The sequence below is a fragment of the Jejubacter calystegiae genome (genome assembly GCF_005671395.1).
GTDB lineage: Bacteria > Pseudomonadota > Gammaproteobacteria > Enterobacterales > Enterobacteriaceae > Jejubacter > Jejubacter calystegiae.
On record NZ_CP040428.1, the window covers coordinates 4,439,422 to 4,462,822 of the forward strand.

Annotated in this window: 19 protein-coding genes and 1 pseudogene; 4 read left to right on the forward strand and 16 right to left on the reverse strand. The window is 50.6% G+C overall.

All coding sequences use genetic code 11. The features are described 5' to 3' along the window. Positions 1-20 precede the first annotated feature (20 nt). Positions 21-1,198 (forward strand): IS3 family transposase gene (locus FEM41_RS20785; RefSeq protein ID WP_138098071.1). Its coding sequence is split into 2 segments (ribosomal slippage): positions 21-282 and positions 282-1,198, totalling 1,179 coding nucleotides; the frame shifts between segments, so codons are not numbered across the junction. 227 nt (positions 1,199-1,425) lie between these two features. On the opposite strand, the gene FEM41_RS20790 is transcribed toward FEM41_RS20785, so the two are convergent. The 6 genes from FEM41_RS20790 to FEM41_RS20815 are packed head-to-tail and all read right to left on the reverse strand — an operon-like array spanning position 1,426 to position 7,375. Beyond that, a complete protein-coding gene (locus FEM41_RS20790; RefSeq protein ID WP_138098072.1) occupies positions 1,426-2,715 on the reverse strand; it encodes an anaerobic sulfatase maturase in 1,290 nt (429 codons plus the stop codon). 14 nt (positions 2,716-2,729) lie between these two features. Next, complete coding sequence (locus FEM41_RS20795) at positions 2,730-3,056, reverse strand: DUF202 domain-containing protein (RefSeq protein WP_138098073.1); 327 nt, start codon at positions 3,054-3,056, stop codon at positions 2,730-2,732. 2 nt (positions 3,057-3,058) lie between these two features. Beyond that, positions 3,059-3,403 carry a YidH family protein gene (locus FEM41_RS20800; RefSeq protein WP_138098074.1) on the reverse strand — a complete coding sequence of 115 codons (345 nt, stop codon included), beginning with the start codon at positions 3,401-3,403 and terminating at the stop codon, positions 3,059-3,061. Next, on the reverse strand, positions 3,400-4,125 hold the full coding sequence (locus tag FEM41_RS20805) for a GntR family transcriptional regulator (protein WP_138098075.1): 726 nt from the start codon (positions 4,123-4,125) through the stop codon (positions 3,400-3,402). Before FEM41_RS20805 ends, FEM41_RS20800 begins: the two co-directional genes overlap by 4 nt. A gap of 53 nt (positions 4,126-4,178) precedes the next feature. Further along, positions 4,179-5,924, reverse strand: a complete 1,746-nt coding sequence (locus FEM41_RS20810) for a sulfatase (protein WP_138098076.1) — start codon at positions 5,922-5,924, stop codon at positions 4,179-4,181. A 32-nt stretch (positions 5,925-5,956) separates the two neighbouring features. Next, positions 5,957-7,375, reverse strand: coding sequence for a PTS transporter subunit EIIC (locus tag FEM41_RS20815; protein ID WP_138098077.1), 1,419 nt, complete (start codon positions 7,373-7,375; stop codon positions 5,957-5,959). A gap of 140 nt (positions 7,376-7,515) precedes the next feature. Between FEM41_RS20815 and FEM41_RS20820 the strand changes: the two are divergent. After that, positions 7,516-7,726 (forward strand): annotated as a pseudogene (locus FEM41_RS20820) (IS3 family transposase); the annotation flags it as partial. A 64-nt stretch (positions 7,727-7,790) separates the two neighbouring features. On the opposite strand, the gene FEM41_RS20825 reads toward FEM41_RS20820, so the two are convergent. Then, positions 7,791-8,543: a DeoR/GlpR family DNA-binding transcription regulator gene (locus FEM41_RS20825; protein WP_138098078.1), complete on the reverse strand. Its 753-nt coding sequence runs from the start codon at positions 8,541-8,543 to the stop codon at positions 7,791-7,793. A gap of 80 nt (positions 8,544-8,623) precedes the next feature. On the opposite strand from FEM41_RS20825, the gene FEM41_RS20830 reads away from it, so the two are divergent. Then, positions 8,624-9,220 carry an NUDIX domain-containing protein gene (locus tag FEM41_RS20830; RefSeq protein ID WP_138098079.1) on the forward strand — a complete coding sequence of 199 codons (597 nt, stop codon included), beginning with the start codon at positions 8,624-8,626 and terminating at the stop codon, positions 9,218-9,220. Beyond that, on the forward strand, positions 9,217-9,594 hold the full coding sequence (locus tag FEM41_RS20835) for an NUDIX hydrolase (RefSeq protein ID WP_138098080.1): 378 nt from the start codon (positions 9,217-9,219) through the stop codon (positions 9,592-9,594). Before FEM41_RS20830 ends, FEM41_RS20835 begins: the two co-directional genes overlap by 4 nt. Positions 9,595-9,937: 343 nt before the next feature. Here the strand turns inward: FEM41_RS20835 and brnQ are convergent, their stop codons facing one another. The 9 genes from brnQ to FEM41_RS20880 all read right to left on the reverse strand — a co-directional run bounded on the left by brnQ (position 9,938) and on the right by FEM41_RS20880 (position 23,310). Beyond that, positions 9,938-11,236, reverse strand: coding sequence for a branched-chain amino acid transport system II carrier protein (brnQ, locus tag FEM41_RS20840; protein WP_168198838.1), 1,299 nt, complete (start codon positions 11,234-11,236; stop codon positions 9,938-9,940). 515 nt (positions 11,237-11,751) lie between these two features. Continuing rightward, positions 11,752-12,864, reverse strand: coding sequence for a fimbrial protein (locus FEM41_RS20845; RefSeq protein WP_138098082.1), 1,113 nt, complete (start codon positions 12,862-12,864; stop codon positions 11,752-11,754). A 21-nt stretch (positions 12,865-12,885) separates the two neighbouring features. Next, complete coding sequence (locus FEM41_RS20850; protein ID WP_241666539.1) at positions 12,886-15,411, reverse strand: fimbria/pilus outer membrane usher protein; 2,526 nt, start codon at positions 15,409-15,411, stop codon at positions 12,886-12,888. Positions 15,412-15,458: 47 nt separating this feature from the next. Next, entirely contained in the window at positions 15,459-16,145 is a 687-nt protein-coding gene (locus tag FEM41_RS20855) for a fimbrial biogenesis chaperone (protein WP_196240469.1), read from the reverse strand. 56 nt (positions 16,146-16,201) lie between these two features. Beyond that, positions 16,202-16,792, reverse strand: coding sequence for a fimbrial protein (locus FEM41_RS20860; protein ID WP_138098083.1), 591 nt, complete (start codon positions 16,790-16,792; stop codon positions 16,202-16,204). A gap of 1,512 nt (positions 16,793-18,304) precedes the next feature. After that, entirely contained in the window at positions 18,305-19,072 is a 768-nt protein-coding gene (locus tag FEM41_RS20865; RefSeq protein ID WP_138098084.1) for an ABC transporter ATP-binding protein, read from the reverse strand. Beyond that, positions 19,069-20,127: a FecCD family ABC transporter permease gene (locus FEM41_RS20870; protein WP_138098085.1), complete on the reverse strand. Its 1,059-nt coding sequence runs from the start codon at positions 20,125-20,127 to the stop codon at positions 19,069-19,071. The genes FEM41_RS20865 and FEM41_RS20870 overlap by 4 nt, the downstream gene beginning before the upstream one ends. Positions 20,128-20,144: 17 nt before the next feature. Beyond that, on the reverse strand, positions 20,145-21,134 hold the full coding sequence (locus FEM41_RS20875) for an ABC transporter substrate-binding protein (RefSeq protein WP_138099284.1): 990 nt from the start codon (positions 21,132-21,134) through the stop codon (positions 20,145-20,147). Between the two features lie 10 nt (positions 21,135-21,144). Then, the gene (locus tag FEM41_RS20880) at positions 21,145-23,310 is read right to left on the reverse strand and encodes a TonB-dependent receptor (RefSeq protein WP_138098086.1); all 2,166 of its coding nucleotides are present in this window, start codon (positions 23,308-23,310) and stop codon (positions 21,145-21,147) included. Positions 23,311-23,401: the final 91 nt, after the last annotated feature.

The window sequence follows — 23,401 nt, forward strand, 5'->3', positions numbered from 1 at the left end:
AGCCAAAAACAGGTGACATTATGACCGGACGTAGCAGACGCAATTTTAGCCCCGAGTTTCGCCTCGAAGCGGCCCAGCTGGTACTCGATCAACATTACACCGTTGCCGCTGCTGCTGCCACGGCAATGAATGTCGGTAAATCCACGATGGATAAGTGGGTCCGCCAGTTGAAAGAAGAGCGAGCGGGAAAATCCCCCGTGGCTTCACCAATGACACCCGGGCAGATTGAAATACGCGAACTGAAGAAAAGACTTCAACGTGTTGAAATGGAGCGGGATATATTAAAAAAGGCTACCGCGCTCTTGATGTCAGACTCCCTGAACAGTTCTCATTAATTGAGAAACTCAGGGCGCGGTTTCCTGTTGCCGTTGTGTGCAATGTGTTTGGGGTTCATCGCAGCAGCTATAAATCCTGGCGACAGCCAAAGAAGCCTGATGCCACACGGGTGGCGTTACTCAGTCTTGTTCGTGAAAGCTATCGCGAGAGTAATGGCTCCGCAGGCGCACGTAATATTGCCACGATGGTCACAAACAAAGGCATAAAACCGAGTCGCGGGCGGGCAACAAAGCTAATGAAAGAACTTAATCTCATCAGCTGTCAGCAGCCCGGCCATCGATATAATAAGGCATCTAAGGAGCACGTAGAGATCCCCAATCATCTGGAACGCCAGTTTGCAGTAACAGAGCCTAATCAGGTCTGGTGCGGCGATGTGACTTATATATGGGCAGGTAAACGCCAGGCTTATTTAGCCGTTGTGCTTGATCTGTTTTCCCGGAAACCGGTTGGTTGGGCGATGTCATTTTTCCCGGACTCTGTACTGACAGCAAAAGCGCTGTCCATGGCCTGGGAAGCGCGGGGAAAGCCCGCTAATTTGCTGTATCACTCGGATCAAGGTAGCCACCATACCAGCAGGAATTTCAGACAGTTACTGTGGAGATATCAGATAAAGCAAAGCCTGAGTCGTCGGGGGAATTGCTGGGATAACAGCCCGATGGAACGCTTTTTTAGAAGCCTGAAAACAGAGTGGGTACCGGATAATGGATACGCTAATTTTAGCGAAGCCAGCACAGCGATAGCGAACTACATCACGGGATATTACAGCCAGCTCAGACCTCATCAATATAACGGTGGTCTGACGCCGAATGAATCAGAACGATTGTTCTGGAAAAACTCTAAAGCCGTGGCCAGTTTTTGTTGACCACTACAGAGGAACTGAATTCGGTTCTGAGGGAGACAACTCTTATGTCTCTATCACCCATTTCTTTGACCGCGATGTAGGGCCTCTATTAACTTCCGTTTATTTGCTAAGTACGTTCAAAAATCCGGATGGCTGCTATATGCTTTCCGTACTTATAAAATTTCACTATCTAGCTGAGTAACTGCCATATAATATTACTGACACCGACGGTCACTGCTATTCCACTTTTATTTCCCACAGCATTTTTTATATTTTTTACCACTACCACAACGGCAGGCTGAATTTCGCCCCTTTGATGAAATCGGGGTTATTTCCTGAGCCAGTATCTGCATGATACTCTCCGCCGGATAACCTGCTGCCAGTATGTCCCGCATAACTTCCATTTCCCTGGTAATGTGCCGGAAAAAATGCTTATAGCCGGCGCAAAGGTAGTTATGTCCCGGATGCCCCGAGGGAGAAACGGCAAAACGATGTTTTGGGCAACCACCGTGGCAGACGGGCCGATATTCACAGCGCCGACAATCGGGCGTCAGGGTGTCACGTTTTGCCAGGCCGAAGGCCATTGCCTGTTCGCTGTTGTTCAGCTCACGTAGCGACTGCTGATGAATGTTGCCCAGCCGATGTTCCGGATAGACGAAATGATCACAGTTATACAAATCCCCGTTGGACTCCAGGGCGAACGCGTGGCCACAGGTTTCTGAATGAACGCATAACACCGGAGGTTGGCCAGTCCATGTCGCTAGTGCCACATCAAACATCTGTACCGACACTCGCCCGACATCCCGTCGTACCCAGATATCAAAAATCTGACTGAGAAATTCACCATACTGCCAGGAAGGCACGCTCCAGGGAGCCAGGGTTGCGGCACTTTCTCCGGGCAATACCAGATTAAGCGTGGCGGAATCGGAGGTGCTGATTCGCTCAACCAGCGGAATAAACTGAATATGCCGGGAGCCAGCCCCCAGCAGGAATTCATAGACTTCTCTGGCCTGGCCTGCGTTATGTTTTCCCACTACGGTAAGCGTGTTGAACGCCACATTATGGGATTTCAACAGCGACAATGCCGCCATTACCCGTTGATGCGTTCCGGCTCCTGAACGTGTCACCCGGTATGTATCATGAAGATGCTGTGGCCCATCTACCGACAGGCCAATCAGAAAATTATGTGCGGCAAAAAAAGCGGCCCACTCTGAATTCATCAGTATGCCGTTGGTCTGCAACGCATGTTGGATCCGCTTTCCGTTAGCATACTTTTCACACAGCGCCACTGCTCGCCGAAAAAACGGCAGACCTATCATGGTCGGCTCCCCGCCCTGCCAGGCAAACAAGACATGGTCCCCTTGCTGCGCTTCAATATGCTGGCGGATATACTGTTCCAGCGTATCATCTGTCATGCGCCAGTTTTGCTGACGCTCCGGATATAACGCCTCTTTTTCCAGATAGAAACAATAACTACAGTCGATGTTACAGACAGAACCCGTGGGTTTTGCCATAACATGACAACCGTTCATTGTCATGGAAAGCTCCTCTTTCAGAACAGGCTGCTCAGGCTGTGTAAAGTGACAGCCATGGCGTTTATTCCCAGAGCCATGCAGAAAAGGCGCTTCTGCGCGATAGCCTGAGATGATGTTAATTCCGTCTCACGGACCATAACCCATTGACGGCGCAGTGATACCAGCACCAGGGCCATAGCGAATAGCGTTGAAAATGTTCCCAGTACCGCCAGTATGACATCCCCGTTGCTGAAACCCGAGCGGACCGTCACCAGTGCCAGTATCAGAGATGAAAAGGAGGTACGATGCCAGGACAACGCTGTCCGTTCTGGCTGTAATCCGGGATCCCGACTCCTGAGCGCCATATTCACAAGGCCACCAGGATAACCAGAGTCAGCATAACCCCGACTGACAGACCGGAGCTCAGCCAGAGCAACGCTTTCGGAAATGGCAGGGCGGCATCATGCCGCATTGCACGCTCATTTGCCGCCCAACGACGGTAAGCGTAATACGACAGGCCAGCGGCCGTCAGGCCAGGAAGTGTCACCAGTACACTGCGAAACAACAGCGGTGTCAGATCGGGCGTCAGTTGGTCTATCCCGATGGCGGCAGCCATAAACGCCAGCGCAGTTCGGATCCATGCCAGGAATGTACGTTCATTCGCCAGCGTAAAGCGATAATCCGGCGACTTTCCCTGTTTCCTCCACGTCATCGGCTGTTCTCGACAATATACTGATAGTAATGCGCCATATGTTTGGCAATGGTGTACTCGACCAGTTCACCACGATCATTGAATCCCTTGCGTGTTTTGATAAGCAGGGGTACTGCAGGATCGATGCTCAGAATGCGGCAGTCTTCCTCATCTGGCAGACCTGCCGTAATGATATCCTGGTAGGCATCTATATTTTCATTTCGCTCTTCAAACGCGCTATAGAGCCCTTTTTCCACGTCGTCCAATGTCAGTGTGCCAAGCCGGGGAGTCAACCAGATGTAATTCACCTGCGCCGGAGCGTCATTTTCCCGGCAAATGATACGCGTCAGGTACTGGAGTGGCGCCCTGCCCTTTACCCCAAACAGGGCGGCGATCGATTCCGGCGGTTGAACAAACTTAATCGCCAGGTTTTTACGTGTGATCGGGGCCTGCTGCTGCCCATCCACCAGGCTGATACGCGTTTTTATCCCCTGTTTTTCGGAAGTACTGATAACCATCGTTCCGATGCCAGCCTGACGTTTTACAAACCCCTTTGCCACCAGCTCGGCCAGCGCTCGACGGGCAGTAATACGGCTGACTCCAAACCGTTCTTCAAACTCCGCTTCAGTTGGCAGAACATCATTCTTTTTATACTCACCGCTTTTCAGCTTATTCAGCAAGATGTCATACAGTTGGGCATACAGTGGTTTGGCCCCCCTGGTGTAATCAAGCTCTTGTTTCATAGCAAAAACTGTCCTTAACCTGGTACACCCAGTCGTAGCCGGGGTGTACTACATTAATTTAGCCGCATCTCTAAAGCCATTTTGTAGAACACAGCCTGATGCTGTTCAGCGGGAACTTCATCCAGAACAAACTGCCACAGATCATCCCGGCTCCAGGCCGATGTTTCAGACGCCTGCAATCGGCTCACGACATCACCCTGCCCACTATTTTCCAGATGCTGTTGCAGACACAACAGCCCATAACGAACATCAGGCGCACTATCACTGAACTCAGGAACCAGGGAGGGATCAAGTCCAAGAAGAGGCGTTTGCGGATCCGTCAATCCATAGCGATCCCACAATTCTTCCGGAGCATCACTGGCCCGCATTCCCTGCTCCATTGAAGCCAGAAGCCGTTTTGCCACACTCATATCGCGACACTGACACTCCTGCTTTGCAGAACTCACCAAATCGTATAACCGATGACCGAAACGGTCTGCAACACGCGTCATAACAGATTCAGCCGGAATTTTCATCACCGGGCAGCCTTTGGTAAAACTGAAACCAGGATGAAGAGTCAGCCCCTGTAGCTCACCAGGAGTGAACCTGCGATTAATACGGGTAGGCATCAGCGTATATTCGTACAGTTCATCGATATCACGCTCGACGGGGGCGCGCATATACACATAGCGCCCGTCGGTAATATTGATATGGCAACCATGGTAGCCAAACAGGGCATATTCACGCACCTGAGTGTCACTGGCAATAGCTGGTTTCAGTGAAACACCCTGCATATCCGCGGGCTTGTCCAGTCCGAAGAAGTCCAACAGAGTGGCCGGGATATCGATGGTCTGCGCCAGAGCATCCCGGGACTCTCCTGCGCCGCCACACTCAGGGTGCCAGATGAAAAAGGGGATACAGGCCACTTCATTATATAGCGGCATGATATTTTTCCCCCACCAGTCATGCTCGCCAAGAAGAAAGCCATGGTCGGTGTTGACGATAAGCATCGTATCCTTCCACAGATCGTACTTATCCATATAATCGAGCACCCTGCCCACATACTCATCCACCATCGTCAGCAGAGCTTTGTAGTATTTCTGAATAACGCTTTTGCGCGCATCATCTTCTGTGACGAAGTAGTAAGGCGGCCAGCCATCAAAAGTAGCGGGATCGTCAATACCATACATTTTCAGATACTTTTCAGGTACAAAGAAAGGTTCGTGAGGATCAAAACACTCCAGTTGCAGGAACCAGTTATCGGCAGCCTGGTTGGTGTGAATAAACTCAAGGCCGCTGTTAATGGTGCGTGCCAGATGATGGTCTTCCTCATTTTGCATGAACTGCACGTTAATCTGGTGCTGTGTACGGCTGGTGATACGGCGCTGTTTGATTTCCTCCGGCTCCCCGGACTCATACCGATATTCTGGTTTATCAACCACACCCTTCCATGCATCCCCTTCCTGACCACGAATGAACTCATAGGTGTTATAACGGGAATGGTAGGTTGCGCCACCGTCGCGCCAGTAATGCTTATGGTCTGTGACAAGGTGAGTATGGATCCCGTGTTTTTTCAGGATCTCCGGCATGGAATCATCAAACGGCTCCAGCGGCGACCAGGAGCGATGCAGAAAATTGTAACGTCCGGTATGAATTTCACGCCGGGCTGGCATGCAGGGCATACTGCCGACATAAAAATTGTTAAAGCGAACGGTTTTCTTTTTCAGCCGTTGAAAATTGGGCGTGATGGTCTCATCACAGCCGTAAGCCGACAACATATGCTTATTGAGTGAATCGAACATCAGCATAATGGCTTTCATACTTTGTCTCCGTTATTCCGGTTAATACTGACTCAGACCACCACCGTTTTTTTACCATAACCGCGGATCTTTCCGGTGGCATAAGTCAGTACAAAAGCGGCCAGGCACCCAACAAGCCAGGCAAGGATATACTGCAGGTATTTTCCGTCTGCAATAAGCGGAAGCGCTGATAACCCGGCAGCCCCAACTCCATTAGTCGTGACGCCCAGCAGCACAATCATCATTCCGCCAAAACCAGCGCCAATAGAGCCTGTAATAAAGGCAAAACCTGCGGGAATGTTAACCCCGAAGATAGTGGGCTCACCCACCGCAAGAATGGATGTCGGAATAGCTCCCCGGGCGATTTTCTTCATCACAGGATCGCGGGTCAGTAACAGTACAGCGGTCGCGGCCCCAACCATCCCGGCGTTAGACATAATCTGAATGGCAAATAATGGCGCATGCCCGGTAACGTTGATCATTTCCAGATGTATCGGAAACAGACCATGGTGCAGACCCAGTGAGATCAGAAACGGGAATAAAGCTGCCAGTACAAAACCTGCGGCAACTCCGCCAGTGGTCAGCAGTCCATTCATAGCGTGTAGAATGGCGTCTGACAGAATTCCTGCAACCGGCATAATAGCGAAAAGTAATATTGCAGCCATGATGGTCAGTACAATAGTTGGCGTCATCACCACGTCCAGAACGTCGGGAATGAAGCGGCGCACCTGTTTCTCAAGCCAGCACATTAGCCAGACCGCAAAGATGACACCGATCAATCCTCCCTGCCCGGGGAGTAATCCCAGTTGAGGCAACTGAGGGGCGATAGTAACGGCTCCCAGAAGCCCGCCCATTACCAGTGTCCCATCAAATTCTTTGGCTGAAGTCACCCCGGTATAGATAGCCAGAAAACTGAACAGCGCTTTCGACACCAGCCCGAGAAACTCACTGATACCTAACAGGTGGCGTTGTTCCAGCACCACCTGTGCTGGTGATAAATCCCCAACAGCCGCTACCTGATGGGTCAGCGCAAAAGAAGCCGCAGAATTAACCAGGACATTATTGATACCCATCAAAATCCCGGCGGCAATCAACGGTGGCAGAATAGGTACAAATATATTGGCGATATGCTTCAGGACTTTTTTGACGGGAGTTTGCTTTTTGGCCTTCTCTCGCGCCATTTTGGCTTTCTGCTCAACGTCACTGACAGAAGTGTCAACGGCGGAGTCTTTCATCAACTCATTGATAAGAGAGGCCACTTTCGATGACTTTCCGGGACCGACAATGACCTGCAGGGTATCATCCTCAACCACGCCTAAAACGCCATCAATCGCTTTCAGTGCCTGCATATCGACTTTCGAGATATCGGCAATCGTCATACGCACACGCGTCATACAGTTCGTTACGTGGAGCAGATTTCCCGATCCACCGCAGTGCTTCACAATAGTGTCAGCAACAAGGTTATTGTTCATTCGGATGTCCTGTGTTGTTATCTCCACTATTGTTATAACAATATAATGATATCATTAATGTGAGTGTAATCATACTCATCAGATCTGCATCGAGTCAGGAGCTCCATTGGGACAAATCCCGATGCTTACCATCAGTTAGCATGCGCCAGAGAATGAATCGATGTGGAAAATACTGGGATAATCGCCCGATAGAGCGATTCTTCAGGGGCCTAAATAATGAGTGGGGCCAGTAACAGGTACATAGCTTCAGTGATGCTGCCCATGCAATAACAGACTATATCGTTGGATATGACAACGCACTCAGGTCACACGAATATAACGGCGGCCCCCCACGAATCGGAAAATCGATAATGGAAAAACGCTAACGCGGTGGCCAATTTTAGTTAAACGGAGTGAAAATGGTCGCGCAAAACCGCTAGTCCATCACCGACACCCCGTTGCGATGTAGCGCCGCTATCAGCGGTTCCCCCAATACCCCTTCTACAATCAACGTACTGGCAAGGCTCAGATCGCCAATCGCAAAAGCGGAGGCAGCATCGATTTTTTCATGGGACGCCATGACGATAGTTTCGGAAGCTCTTTCGCTCAGTAACCGCTTTACGCCCGCCTCTTCATAACTGCCGGTGGTAAATCCGGCGCCGTGGTGCACGCCCGTTACCCCCATAAAAAAGAGATCGGCATTAATTCTGGCCGCGGCTTCGGCCATGGTCATGCCGGTCGTCACGACCGAGTGTTTAAACAGCGTACCGCCAAGCAGAATGACCTCGATGGCCGGATAATCAATCAGCCCAACGGCAATGCCGGGGCTATGGGTTACCACGGTAAAAGGCATATCCTGCGGCAGCAGTTTGATCATTTCGCTGGTGGTAGTACCGCCGTCGATGATCACTACCTGGCCCGGGTTGATCAATGCAGCCCCCTTGCGGGCGATGCTCCTTTTTGCGTCTGTTTGCACGCTTTTTCTTACTTCGTAAGGCGCAATAGCGGCAGAAACCGGCAACGCGCCGCCGTGCACGCGCTGTAACAATCCAGCGGAGGCTAACTCCCTTAAATCCCGACGAATCGAGTCCTCAGAGACCTTAAACAACTGGCTTAGTGCCGTGGAATGTACCTGCTTGTCTCTGTCCAGTATCTCCAGGATGCGCTGTTTTCTTTGGCTGGCTAACATTATTTCACCTGCATGTTTATCCTTGATCGTTCACGATTATGCATGATAGCGTATCCGCTGTCATCATCAGGAGAGAACGAATGAACACTACCGGGTCGCCCATCAGGAATATCCGCTGCGAATTGCTTTCCAACGACTGGTATACCCTGAATAAATATACCTTTGAACTGCGCAGAAGAGACGGCAGCTGGCAGCAGCAAAGCCGCGAAGCCTACGACCGGGGAAATGGGGCCGTCGTTCTGCTCTACAACCGTAGTAAGCAGACCGTGGTTTTGACCCGTCAGTTCAGAATGCCGGTTTATCTTAACGGACATCCCGGATTTTTAATTGAGGCGGCGGCGGGTTTACTGGATAACGCCTCGCCGCAGGAACGCATTATTGCTGAAGCGCAGGAAGAGACCGGATTCCGCATTACCCAAATTGAACACATTTTTAGCGCCTTTATGAGCCCAGGCTCAGTGACCGAAAAGCTGTGGTTCTTTATCGCCGAATATACCGATGATAACCGCACCGGTAACGGCGGCGGCCTGGCGGAAGAAGGCGAAGATATCGAAGTGCTGGAGTGGCCTTTTCAGCGCGCGCTTGAAGCCATCGCCAGCGGTGAAATTATGGATGCCAAAACCATCATGCTGCTTCAGTACCTGGCGCTGAATCACTTCCAGGAGCATAAAAAATGACCAGCAAGCTGATACTGATAGCCGGGCCGGTACGAAGCGGAACCCACGGCGACGAAAAGCGGATCCATGAAAATCTTTCGCGTATGGAGCAGGCCGCACTGGCTGTCTACCAGAAAGGGCATATACCGATGATTGGCGAATGGCTGGCCTTCCCGCTTGCCAGTGCCGCTGGCTCGAAAAAAATTGGCGATGAAATCAGTGAATCTTTCCTTTACCCCGTCGCCCATCGGCTCATTACCCGCTGTGATGCGGTATTCCGCATTGAGGGCGAATCTAATGGCGCCGACAACGATGTGCGTATTGCCACGGAGTTAGGGCTGGCGGTTTATCACTGTCTGGAGGCGATTCCTGATAACGGGGTAACACCACAGTAGCAGGAATAACGTGGCCGGCCTTCATCAGGAGACAGTCTGTCAGACCGTCTCCTGAAATGAAGAAAAGCTGTAAAAAGCAGGCTATCCGAATATTAATCTGGTGCTAAAGTCATCGGAAACGGCTGTATTTGAAGGTTCGTTTGCGATCAATCAAGTACTCTACTCTTTTTATCCAGTAGGCATTCCCCATATGGTCACCAGGACTGCCCCCCCCGGTAGACTCCCCTGCCCTATAGTTGGGCTGCCCCGGCATCCAGATGTTATCCCGCCAGCGCCAGTCGCGACCGTGTTGTGATGCTATCTTTGGTCGTTGTTACTGAATTCATAATGTCTTGCGACCTTATTAACGGGAGGTGATAGCAACTTTTCTTGAGGTTTTGTCTTTTAGCAGTAGCAATAGCGCTACCAGCGCTGTCGGCAGGACCCAGCCCAGCGATACGCTGGTGAACGGTAGCTTATCAATCAGGTTAACCGTAAAACCCAGAGGTTTGAGAACGGCAGCATAGGCGCTGAACGCAATGCTTACCCATACCGGGAGCGCGATCGAGTGAGCCGGCCAGCGCAGGACGGTCAACAGAATAAGTGTCGTGCAGGCAGGACAAATTACTGACAGAGCAGGAACGGAAATCCCGATAAGGCGGGTCAGGCCGATATTAGCAATCAGGAACGACGCGACAACCACTACAGGCAGTAAAATCTTATAACTGATACCTGACATTTCACTGAACAATGTTGCTGTTGCCGACGTCAGGCCGACCGCCGTCACAGTGCAGGCCAGATAAATCAGCACGGCCATGAAGATGGTGCCGCCCACGCCCATATTCTCCACGATGAAAGCTCTCAATATCTGCGCTCCATTCTGAAAGTTCCCCATCTGGCCGAAGCCAGCACCAATCTTCATCAGACACAGATAGATGGCGACAAGCCCGATACCCGCGAACAGCACAGTGGTTCTGGTATAGAACCTGATGTCCTCACGTTCAGTCACGCCTTTGACCTTCATGCTGTTGACGACAATCATGCCGAAGGTCAGTGCGGAGAGTGTATCCATGGTCAGATAACCGTTCATGAAACCATTGGAGAAGGCTTTCACGGATTCATCAGAAGTCGCAGTCAACAACGGCGCTACATGTGAGCGGGTGGCGAAAATGGCCAGGCACAGCAGACACAGTAGCTTCAGTGGAGCCAGTACATAACCAATGGTTTTCAGCAGGCGGCCCGGATACAGGCCCAGAAACCACACAACAGCAAAGAAAACGCCGCTGTAGATGCACAGATGCAGCGGAGTGTCGTCCAGAAAATTCACCACCCCCATTTCATAGGACACTGAAGCGGTACGAGGGCTGGCAAAGAACACGCCGAGGAATAAATAAAAACTGGAAGCCAACACCGCCCCCCAAAACTTCCCCATCGGCGCGCAAACTTCCAGCGGATGGCCATTCTTTTCAGCCAGAACAATGACGGCCAGCATTGGAAGAAGCACACCAGAAATATTAAACCCGATCGAAGCAATTAAATAATATTCGTTGGTCATCCGACCAACGATTGGCGGATAGATAATGTTACCAGCACCGAGAAACAATGCCAGGGTCATAAAACCCAAAGCAATAACGTCTCTGGTAGGAAGAATTTGCTTTCGCATACTGTAAGCCTTATCAGCATGCCTGTGTGCAGTTATCATCATTCATTAACTACGTTCTAACAGGCAATTAACCAAAAGAGGGATTTATTAAATTAATAAACAAATAACGCCTGACTATCCCTGCCTGTACGCCTGTTAATTAAAAAAACGCCTTACTCATTAATTACCACAAACAACCACAATACTGAAGATAAAATTCGTTCGGCAATGTCATAATATGCATTAACATTCATACTTACATGAAATTAAAGACCAGACCCAAAACATTCCAGCAACACTCTTGCATCTTTAAGTCCATATAAATAGACCAGGAGAAGAGTCAGGGTCAGAAGGCCACATTAGCCTGAAGCACGCCGTTGATCGGTATGTCATACAGGCCTGGCATGAAGACCGGAGCATCAAACCAATGAACCGGTCCCCGGGAAGTAAATGTAGACAAGATTTTTACGCCGTGCCGGATCAGGGCCATATCGGCAGAGCCCGGCACCCGACAGGAGAATTGCGTGATATTGCCGCTAATTATAGATAATGTTGAACGTGGCCATACTGTCCGCCCGCCCGGCTGACACACCTGAATCTGTCTGGATATACCGGGCCTGGAACTCCATATCCATGGCCTGCCCGGTAGAAGTAGCCTGCGCAACGACCGGTAGCGAATCTGGCTGAGCATTCAGGGGTACCCGTTGGCCTGTCGGAACCTGAAGGTTACCGCCATACATAAGGGCGATACCGACTCCACTGGCGCTTCCTTCCTGCCGGATTAGTGCCAGTGCATCAGGATCCGACGCCGTTGCATTACCAAAAAATCCTACTCTGACGGATGCGTTATTCTCACAGAGAAGATGAATCCTGAAATTTTTCGTCTCGCCAGCGTAACTCCCCACACCTTTAAACTCACTGCGACTGACTTTTCCCATATCAACCTGGATCGACGAATCACCGGAAGTGACCGCACAGCTTCCGTATTTAACCGTAAGGCTCGACAGATAAATCTGTGGCGCCCCCTCAACTTCCCGGGCGTTGTCGGCATTATCACCGACCCGCATTGAAGCGCTACCGACCAGCATTTGACCTACTGTCGAGGGCTGATTGCCATCATGCAAAGGAGAGCCACTGGACGGAATCTTGAAAAACACCACGTAGGGCTGCATTCTGAATCCTGTTGCGGATTTCATGTCCGGATTATCGTTCGTCGAACAAAGACTGCGTTGTTTATTACTGGCTTCGGTGGCGCGGTAATCACCACTGCAGTATTCAGGCTCCCGGAATCCCAGGGCAAAGCCAAGTCCCTGGGTTCCTTCCATCTGGTATATCGGCGTGCTGACACCGGAAAAAATCGTTGTCGTCAAACCAGAAGGTTTCGCATTAATCTGAAAGCCGATCTCCTTATAGTTCCAGGAAGTATCAGCCTCATTCTGCTTACTACAGCTAAACACTTGGTTATCTGATACAGGCATCTGAGCAGAAACTGGCGTTCCATCACCGGCGCCGGGAAGAAAGTTAACATCATGTACCTGCACAACAAGCTGACTATTACTGCGGCACTGTTCCTGGGCGGCCTGAGAGGCACTGCTATACAATACTGCCAGCATGGCCAGTAGATTAAGAATCTTTATCACATTATTCATTGTATGAACCTGTCGGGAGAATTACAGACACTCTGCCTCTGTCGTTTTTACCGCCGCTTTCTGGTCCAGGATGGCTCGAATATCGAAGTTGGCCTTACAGGCTACACTGCCGTTTTTGTCACGCCACTGTACATGAATGCCGCCCTGTTCGGGGACGCCGCTTAAGTAAAGCAGGCCTTTGTCTGCCACGACGGCATCAGTATGATTTCCTGCTCCGGTAAGGGAGGCTGTAGCACCGAAAGGGACATCCTGCCCGTGATAGCGCAGAGTAAACAGCACCCTATGCCCCAGGTGAGTGGCGAAATCAGCCAGTGTCACGGCCCCACTATCCGGCACCACGTGTTGCTCTCCCAGCTCAACATCAATATCGCTGCCTAACGTTTCCGTATCCAGTTCAATGGCATTTTTTCGGTAAGCAGTCAGTGATGGCACGATCGCATACCCCCGGCTGTCGGTAATGACATGTGAGGCATTGCGGACTTCCACGTTTGCCGCCCCGGGAACTCGAACCAGCGCAAAAGCATCCCCCAGCGGCTGACTTAACGTAATGCCATATGGATGAGCCACTATTCCCCCTGCAAGCCCATAGGTCAGGCGTTTGCTGTATTTATCCTGACTGTATCCCGCACTGACATCGCCCTTACTGCCGTGATAGTCCAGTCCCATCCCAAAGTTGGTGTTGCTGCCTTCGCTGTCATGGCCAAGAAGTACGTTATAATTCATACTGTTATCATCAGATAACGCGCCATACAACGTCGCCTGCTGCGACGTTTTCTTACCCGGTGCGATATTCAGGCTGTAATTAACGGCAAGCGTGCTGTCTGGTTGCCAAAGGCTGAAGGGAATATTGATATTAAAGGTGACATTGCGATCGGCGCGGCCATAACGCGATGAATCTATGTAATAGTACCCGACGCCCCATGAGATGCTTTTATAGTTTCCATAATAGCCCATGTGGACCGTACGCTCCTGACCCGGAACGCGCCAGTAATCCTGAAGATAAGCGGAAACGCTCAAACTGCCGAAAGAGCCCATTGACTGAGAAACGGCCAGCTCTGAACGGCTACGGCGCCGGGTATCCTGCAGACTGTCTCTCTGATTCGCTTCATCAAAAGTGTAGAAACTCTGCGAAGAGTAACGGTAGCTGGCGAGGCTGAAAGAAGTACCTGCATCAGCAAAATCTTTCTGATACTGGACGCGCACAGATGAACCACGAGTACGACGGTTTCCCGGTGTAATGGCGCTGGCCCAGGTGGCATCTATGCCCAGCGAACCGAACTCACCAAATCCTCTTCCGAGCCCCAGCGCAACGGCACGATAATCTGAAGCCAGTTGTACTCCACCGTACAATGTTAAATCCAGAGGCATGCCATAAGACAGCGTCGACTGGACAAATAATGGTGTACGCACATCATCGTTACCGGCATAGTGATAGCGCCCGACATTAATGCTGTATCTTACTCCCCCCCTGCGCAGCATAAAGGGAACAGCGGAATAAGGCTGGGTAAATTTACGTACGGTACCATTGCTTTCCTGGATGGACACTTCCAGATCGCCGCTTTGTGCCGTGGGAAAAAGATCCTTTATTTCAAAAGCTCCGGGCGCAACATACGTTTCATAGATCACATAACCATGTTGGAATATCGTCACACGGGCGTTAGTGTGTGCAACACCCCGAATGACAGGAGCAAATCCACGTTGACTTTCCGGTAACATATTATCGTCAGACGACAGCTGAATCCCCCGATAATGAATGCTGTCGAAGATATCACCGTCAGTATAGGAATCGCCCATCCTGAGTTTACTGTTCAGCTGTCGAATATCCCGCTGAAGCCAGGTGCTTTGCGAATCCCAGTGCCCTGACTTATCGTAACGCCAGGTACTGATATTACGCAGACGCCAGGCGCCAATGTTCATGCCATTACGCAAATTCAGATAATCAGAATGTAACTCTGTACCCTGAGCTCGAATACTGGAGCCACTCAGGCTGTAGTTAATAAATGCCGCCGGTAATCCGTCATCCCACAGAGAAGGATCAACATAACCATGCAATCGGGTTTTCATTGCAGCCTGAGGAATACTGATATCCAGACGCTGCTGTGAAAAATCGAAACGGGCAGTGGCATCCGGAATAAAATCACCCAACCGGGTTATCGTTTCCCCATCACGCAACTTCTTAAACGACGAAAAAGCGCGGATATTAACGCCCATATCCGCCAGTTGACGTTGTGTAAGAACAGGCACCAGCCCTGCCTGGTCCGCAACGAAGTCGATGTCTCTTTCATCAATCAGTCGTTGATTAAGAAATATACTGACCTTATAAGTACCAGGCTGCTGTCCCCCCTCGCGTGAAAAATAACTGAGATCCACCTCACTCTGTCGCTGCGAAGAGAGTTCCAGAGCGGCAGGGTCAAAATAGTCGGTTGCCAGTACCATACGCGGCTGCCATATGAATAATAACAAACCAGGAGTACCGATAACCCATGAGGGTAAATAAAAGAAATAAGGACGACGTCTTCCCTGACGGTGTTTTTGTTTAAACATCATCACTGTACTTATATTTTAAGAAAGCTGAATCAGGCGGACATAGCGGGTTATATGACCTGCCTGGCTACCTCTGTGACGCCACCAAAATCATTAATTGCCTGCCAGGAAACCGTGCTACCGCCGCTTAGCCCCCACTGACTATCACCTTTTGGAGGTATCATTCCTGGATTCTTTATCTCATGCCCACCGATACTCACTTTATAAAAGGAGACAAAATAAGGGGTGGGATTATGGGCAATCAACTGGTTCCCCTGGCGGCGGAAAGTCACTTTTTTATAAGCCTCTAACGGATTGCCATCCAGCCCTGACGGGCGATAGAAGAGCTTGAATTTTGACTTAATGTTAACCTGTAGCTGGTTGCCGCCATCAGGATTACTGGGCGCAATAGACTTAATATCCAGCCAGAATACAGACTCTCGATCTTCAGGTAATGGGGCGCCGGTATAACTAATCCGCAACACGCTGGATTTTTCCGGATCCAGGCGAAAGAGAGGTGGCGTGACGATAAAAGGCACTGGCCGTTTATCCCCGGATACCGCACTTTCCAGCCAGCTCTGAATGAGATAGGGTGCGGATGAGTCCTGATTATTGATCGAAATGGAAGCTTCCTTTTTTCCTTCCTGATAAATAACGCGAGTCCCCCCCATAACCACACCAGCGCGTGAAAAGGGACTCAGTAACAGCAATATAGCGACCGACAGTACAGTGCTGATTTTTGATGAGAATATTTTCATAATAAGGATTCCGGCATCAAAAGGAAGGTACTGGCGGGATATTCCCCGCCAGAAAATCAGTTATAAACCATCACGAAGTTAGATACGGCATTCGCGTGACCTACGCTAATAGGTTGTCCGTCAGCACGATAGTCTGCGTAGAAAGTCAGGGTGGCTTCTCCCCCATCTTCACTCTGAGTGACATTCATGGCTTCAGAGACGGAGCCAATCTTGATTGATGAGCTCCGATCTTCTTCATACAGCTTCACTCCGACACCGGTCGCGCCGCCGGTAACAGCCAGCAGAGAACCGTCTGCAGCATCTTTTTCACCATCGAAAAGTACCGCAACAGTGCTCACGGATTCCGGGCAGTTTTCCACTCTAATCTGGAAAGGTGTCTGAGTGGACTCTTTGTTATCCGGGAAATAGGATGCCGCCCATTTACCTAAATCTACTGTCTGACTTTTTGACCCTGGAGTAATATCACAAGACACATCCGTAATTTCACCGATAAAATTTACAACTCCCCCGGTTCCCTGAGTACCAGCTTCAGAGCCTGGATTAACATTCATAGGAGAAATTTCAGACGCCACGGAGAAAGTCGTGCCAGAGATCATCAGGCTACTGCCTACAAATACAGCAAGAAGCGTTTTTTTTACGTTGAACATATAATTTCCAATATAGTGAGGGAAGCCCTCTCTACAACAATTACAAGACAGTCCCTTAACCTAATAATCCATTATCAAACATCCCTGGGTTTTCCATAAACAATAAGGAAGCCTTTTAACCACAAGGTCAAAATACGGGTGAACAAAGCTTCCTGAAGCAGAATATCGGCACCGGGATAATATATATGCGTTAAAACTTAACCGAACGTTCCAAAACCCCAAAACCATGCAACAAATAAATAACAACTTACCATTAAAAACAATCACGCACAAAAGATGTGCGTGAGATAAATCTTATACTATAAGAATAAAGATAACAATCCCGGTAACATACCCGCAAGGAAAACACCAAAGTCATATAAACCACATAAAAATAAAAAAACAGACTTTAATGGAGATGGAAAAAGAAGAACCCAAAACAAAAACTCAAATAAAACAAAAAGTGCAATATCATTCACTACACCCCATGGAAGGAACCCATATATCAATAAGAGACAGGTTTCTTTCATTGGCCGAGGATGACCTCTTCTCACTTCACAAACAGAAAACCCCGCAAACAAATATCATTCATAACAGCAAACCATAAAGCAACATTTTTAACATTAAATTGTCATTAAACCATTTTCCTCACGAAACAGTCTCTTATATAACTTCATCACTATTCTTTCTGTCGTCCTTATTCTCAGGCGATCGTTCTGTTTGCTCCGGCTATATCTGGCTAAACTCAGTGAGACAAAGCATACCTGAACAACCATACAACAAATGGTTCACAAGATTTTCTGTGCCGGTCAATATCTGCAAGCAACTAAAGGTTCAAAAAAATTAAGGAAAATGACCAATACAATAACCAGCGCCTATCCTTCAATACGCCACCATGCCGCTCAGCCATAGCATCCGACCGTACCCGTCACAGCCACGCGGCAGCTTAACCCCGCATGCGGGGTAAGCCAGCGATCGTCATGGCTTCCAACGAACATTAGCGTTTGTATACTCAATTGATGTGGATTTATTCAGGTGATAACGGATACCCGAGGTTCATATGCAGCCGGGAAGTTTGCAAACATTAGAGAGCCTGAGAAATTCAAAGAAAGTTATCTACCGCGTAGGGCGGCCCCCACCACGAATTTATAATCACTGACTAAACCATCGACCAGATCAATACAGAGCGTTACCCTGAAACGCACGCCCACTAACCATCTCCTGCCTGCTGGCGCAACGCTGTATCCCGTGCCACGTCAGTGGTACCGTAGACACGTCCCGGCCGTCAAACCCTACGGCAGGAACCTTTCAGATCCTCAGTTCTCACTGAATCGCCTGACAGCGTGCTCCCCGGAGCTCAGGAAAACTGCAACCAGCCACTAAAATCATGTAGCTGCTGTTGAACTCCCCTGTTCATAGTAAGGGGTTATAGTGAAACGATGTCTATAAATCATACTGTTAAGGCGGTCTATATGTTGCAGTACATTCTTTTCCATTGATCTTTCCCGGAGGCTTAAAACCACTTCAACCCGACTATTTTTCGATTACACCATCCACAATCACAAGCGCTTTTCCCTGCGAACAACGTTCTACCCTCCCGCGCACGCCGTACACCTGCGCAAAGCTTTCTGCGCTAATCACCGTTTGCGGGTCTCCGCTGTCAATAAGCCTACCCTCTTTCAGCATGATGACCTGGGTAGCATGCCGCAGCGCGATATTGATATCATGAACCACCACCAGCGTGACCATATCGCGTATCCGTGTTTCGCGGGACACCACGTCCATCACGTGAAACTGATAGTTGAGATCCAGTGCGCTCAGCGGCTCATCAAGCAATAGCAGAGAAGGGCGGCAAATAAGCGACTGCGCGAGTCCCACCAGCTGTTTCTGACCACCGGACAGTCTATCGAGATAGTTCATTGCCAGATGGGCGATGCCTAACTCTTCGAGCAGAGCTATCGCCCGCGCCTGGTTTCGCTCTGCGCCAGAGGCGCGCTGGGCGACAATCACCGACTCCAGCACCTGCAGATGCACGCCCTGCGGCAGCGACTGCGGCAGAAATACGACTTTTTCAGCCCGTCGGGCAAGCGGCAGCGATAACAGATTCACCTCGTCCAGCCAGGCTTCGCCACTGGCGCGATTTAACCCTGCCAGCGCGCGCAGTAGCGTTGATTTACCGCAGCCGTTGGGGCCTAACAGTACAGTGACCTCGCCGCGTGACAACGTAGAAATCGTCAGATTATCAATAATCTTTCGTTTGCCGTAACCGGCGCACAGTGCATTAATCGACAGCCCGCTCATGACATATTCCCCCGATGGCGCATCACAGTGCTCAAAAAGAACGGCACACCTACCAGCGAGGTAACGATCCCTACCGGTAAAATTACGCCGGGGATAATGTTCTTCGATGCCACTGAAGCCAGCGACAGTACCAACCCACCAGTGAGTATGCTTCCGGGCAAATAAAAGCGATGATCTTCCCCCAGCAGCAGGCGGGCAATATGCGGTGCGACCAGACCGATAAAGCCAACTGGCCCGACAAAAGCAACAGAAAGGGCTGCCAGCAGGCTGATGCGCAGCAGTGATCCCAGGCGTAAACGACGAACATCAATACCAAAGCTCATCGCCCGCTCTTCACCAAGACGTAGCGCGGTAAGCTGCCAGGCACGACGCAGTGACCAGGGTAAAACCATCGCCATCGCCGCAGTCAGCACCGCCAGTTTCTCCCATGAGGCGCGGGCAAGGCTTCCCATCGTCCAGAACACCAGGCCCTGCAAGGTATCTTCATCGGCGACAAACTGCATGATGGAAACCAGCGCGTTGAAGGTAAAGACCAGCGCAATGCCAAACAGCAAAATGCCCGACGTCGGCATGCATGTCCAGCGGGTCAGGCTGTCGAGCAACAGAGCGGAAAAAAGCGCAAAAAGAAAAGCATTAGCCGGAATAAACCCGCTTTCCGGGACGCCGGGAATACCGATACCCAGCACAATCGCCAGCGCCGCACCAAAGGCCGCCGCTGAGGAAACGCCGAGTGTAAACGGGCTGGCCAGTGGGTTGTTCAGGATGGTTTGCATCTCAGCTCCGGCTAACCCCAGCGCCATTCCTACCAGTAATGCCATCAGTGCATAGGGTAAACGGATATCCCAAACGATAACCCGTATGCCAGTAGCTGCCTGGGCCGGATGCAGCAAGGTTTGCACCAGTGAATGTATAGGGAGCCCCGAAGGACCGAGCGTAAAATCAAGCAGCAGCGAAGCGATAATAGTGATAAAAATAACCGTCAGTATCGCCAGCCGCTGGCGATACAGCTGTCGGTAGTGATTTTCTACCGACAACGTACTTTCCATAACAGTCATGGTTTTCTCACTCTCGGTTAGCGTGGTGGATTGAGCACATCACCCACCTGCGCATCACTTAACGTCAGGCCAAAGAACTGTTGATAAAACTCACGTGTCTCTTTACGCATATCCACATCGGCAAAGCGGCCGGGATAGAGCATTTTCGCCAGCCACAGAAATTGCAGCGCCTCTTCACTGGTTTCGCGACACCACCAGAACATCCCTTTCGGATTGACGTACACGTGATGATGAATGACTGCGTCCACGCTTGCCCACTGCGGAGAGCTCAAAATGGCATCAGCATCGCGCTTGTTCATCGCGACAATAACCGCCGGGTTGGCTGTGACAATTTTCTCCAGCGCCACTTCACCTGAGCGGTTTTGTTTATTCCCACCAAACCAGTTTTCGGCAATATTTTTCCCACCAGCCAGATCGATCCAGTCCTGGTTGAGCGATGGCCTGCCAGTGGTGGTCAGCGGATTTCCCATACTGTGATAGAGCGACACGCGCTGTGAAGCGGGAAGATCTTTGAGGCGTCCGGTCACCAGGGCAATGTTGCGGTCAAAATAGCGTTGATAGTCGAGCGCTTTTCGCTGCGCATCTGGCCCCAGCAACACCGCTGTTCGCTGTACGCGTTGGGTCAACGCCCGCAGAGAGTTCGCTTCGAACGCCAGCACCTGCACTCCTGCCTGTTTCAGTAAATCCTGCCGGGGTACCACCATATTTTGCGGCACAAAAAGCATGTCGACCCCAAGCGCGATAATCTGTTCAGGGTTGATTTCATGTCCGCTGTTTACGCTTACCACCGCCACATCCTCAATGCGCGGCAGACTCTGGCGAAAAAGGGGGATCTTTTTGGCAACCATCGACGTTCCGACGATGTTATCGCCATACCCCAACATGGCGATGATGGTGTTTTGCGCCGGCCATGGCGAAGCGATACGCACCTCCTTGTGCCTATTTTCTGCATGCAGGCTGGCCGCCAGCAGTAACGCCAGTAGCGATAATAAACGAGAAAATTTCATCATTTATCCGTTAGAAATCAAAGGTGACGGAAGCACGCACTTCACGACCGCTGCCGATAAACGCACTCGGGGAACCGTTATCGCCATCGGTACCCGACGGGAAGATTGAAGCCCAGTAATGTTTATCAAACACGTTGTTTACCACCACGCGGAAGGTGGCTGGTACGTTGCTCACTTTGGTTGTGTAACGCATTCCCAGATCCCAGGTGGTGTAGCTGCTGGCATAAGACGTATTCGTGTCATTTGCCGCGCGTTTTCCCGTATAGTGGACGTTGGCACTATAGACCCATTCCGGCATGGACGGCAGGCTGTATTCCGCCAGCAGGTTAACCTGCACTTTCGGCACGCCCACAACCTGTTTATTGCTGGTTGATGAATTCGCCGTATCTTTCAGTTTCGGGTTGAGGAAGGTAACGCCGCTGTAAATATTCAGCCCCTGCCAGACATTACCGGCAGCGGTTAATTCGAGGCCGTTGTTAACCTGATTCCCCTGCTCTTTATAGACGTTATCCGTATCGAGATAGGCAAACGGGCGCTCCAGGCGGAACAGCGCCGCGCCCAGGTTCATCCCGCCGACGTCGGATTTCAGCCCCACTTCATACTGTTTGCTACGATACGGATCGAGCGTTTGACCAGCATTTTTTACGTTGTCGTCCATAGGGGCAGTGCCGCCCTGCTCCAACGAATCGGCGTAGCTGACATAGGCCATCGTGTCAGGGGTGATTTTGTACATCAGCGCCACGTTCGGGCTTAACCCATTTTCATCAACCTGACTGGTTTGATTGCCGTGCTTGTCGTAATTTTTAGTCTGCAGCCAGCTCTGGCTCAGGTAGAACATTGCCGACCATTGTGGCGAAAAAGTCACCGTATCGCCAAGCGTAATGCTCTGCTGAGTATTTACGCTGGAGCGATAGCGCGGCCCGCCGGTGCGGATTTTGCCATCGCCCTGCTCATCTATCGCATCCGGGTGATACATATTCGTGGTACCCCAGCTATAGCTGGAAGCCGCCCCCTTCGCACTATAAAGCGACCAGACATAACCCGTGGTTGAAAGCGACAGATCATGGCCGACAGAGCCGGTATCAATATGGCCATTCAGCCCGGCAGTATTGCTCAACACGCGGAAACGACCGGCAGCGGTGGAATCCTTCATCGAGCGCGATATATCGCCCTGATTATTGAGTATTTTACTGGAAACACTGCGCATCGCGCGGTCGGCCTGCTGCCAGCCCACGCCAGCGTTCATAGACCAGTCGTCGTTAAAGTAGTGGATCAGGCGGGTGCTGATGGTATCGGTAGTCAGGTCGTTACCCGCTGTACTGAGCGCCAGATTTTTATCCTTCGGATTCGGCGCAGACAGCAGTTTGACGTTCGGGCCATAGCTAAAGCTGCCGACATAGCCTTTCTGGATAAATTCATAATGGCTGGCGTCGAGCTGTAGCTGAGTTCCCGGCTGAATATTCCAGTCGAGCGCAACTGAAACGAGTTTGCGACGTAGCGTGCTACCATCAACATTGCCTTCGCCTTCCTGATCGAGCAGGTTCACGCGATAGCCAAACCGTTTGTCCTCATCAAAATGACCGCCCAGATCGGCATGGCCGGTAAACGCACTGCGGCTTTGATAGCCCAGCGTCACTTTGCGCAGCGTCTCTTCGGTTGGACGCTTCGCCACGAAGTTAAACTGCCCGGCCGGGCTCGCCGGGCCGTACAACGCACCGGTCAGGCTATTAAGCACATCCATACGTTCAAGCATTTCCACTGGAAACGCGGTGGTCGAAACGATGTTCAGCCCGTCAAGACGACTGTTAGCCACCACGCTTCCCTGCATACCACGGCTTTGTGGACGCCCTACATCCATCCCGCCACGCGCCTGCATTTGCGTACTGGGAGAGTATTTCAGCATTTCGCTAACGCTTTGCGCCTGCTGATTTTCAATCATTTCTCTGGTGACGGTGGTGCTGGAATAAGGCGTTTCGACCCAGGATTTCGTGCCAAGCGGACCGACATCAATATCATTAGTTTTGAACCCTGCACCAGCAGCAGAATCCATGGTGTCAGTGGCGGTATTACCAGTGACAATCATTTCATCTTCAGAAGTGGACGCGGCATACGTATGGAGAGATGCCAAAGACACTAATACTGGCAAAAGCGTAGCGAAAGATATTTGAGTTTTCATGTATCACATGATCGCTATATAAAAAATTATATTACGATCAATATGCAGGCAAAATCATGATCGAGATCACACATGAATATAAGCTATTTAT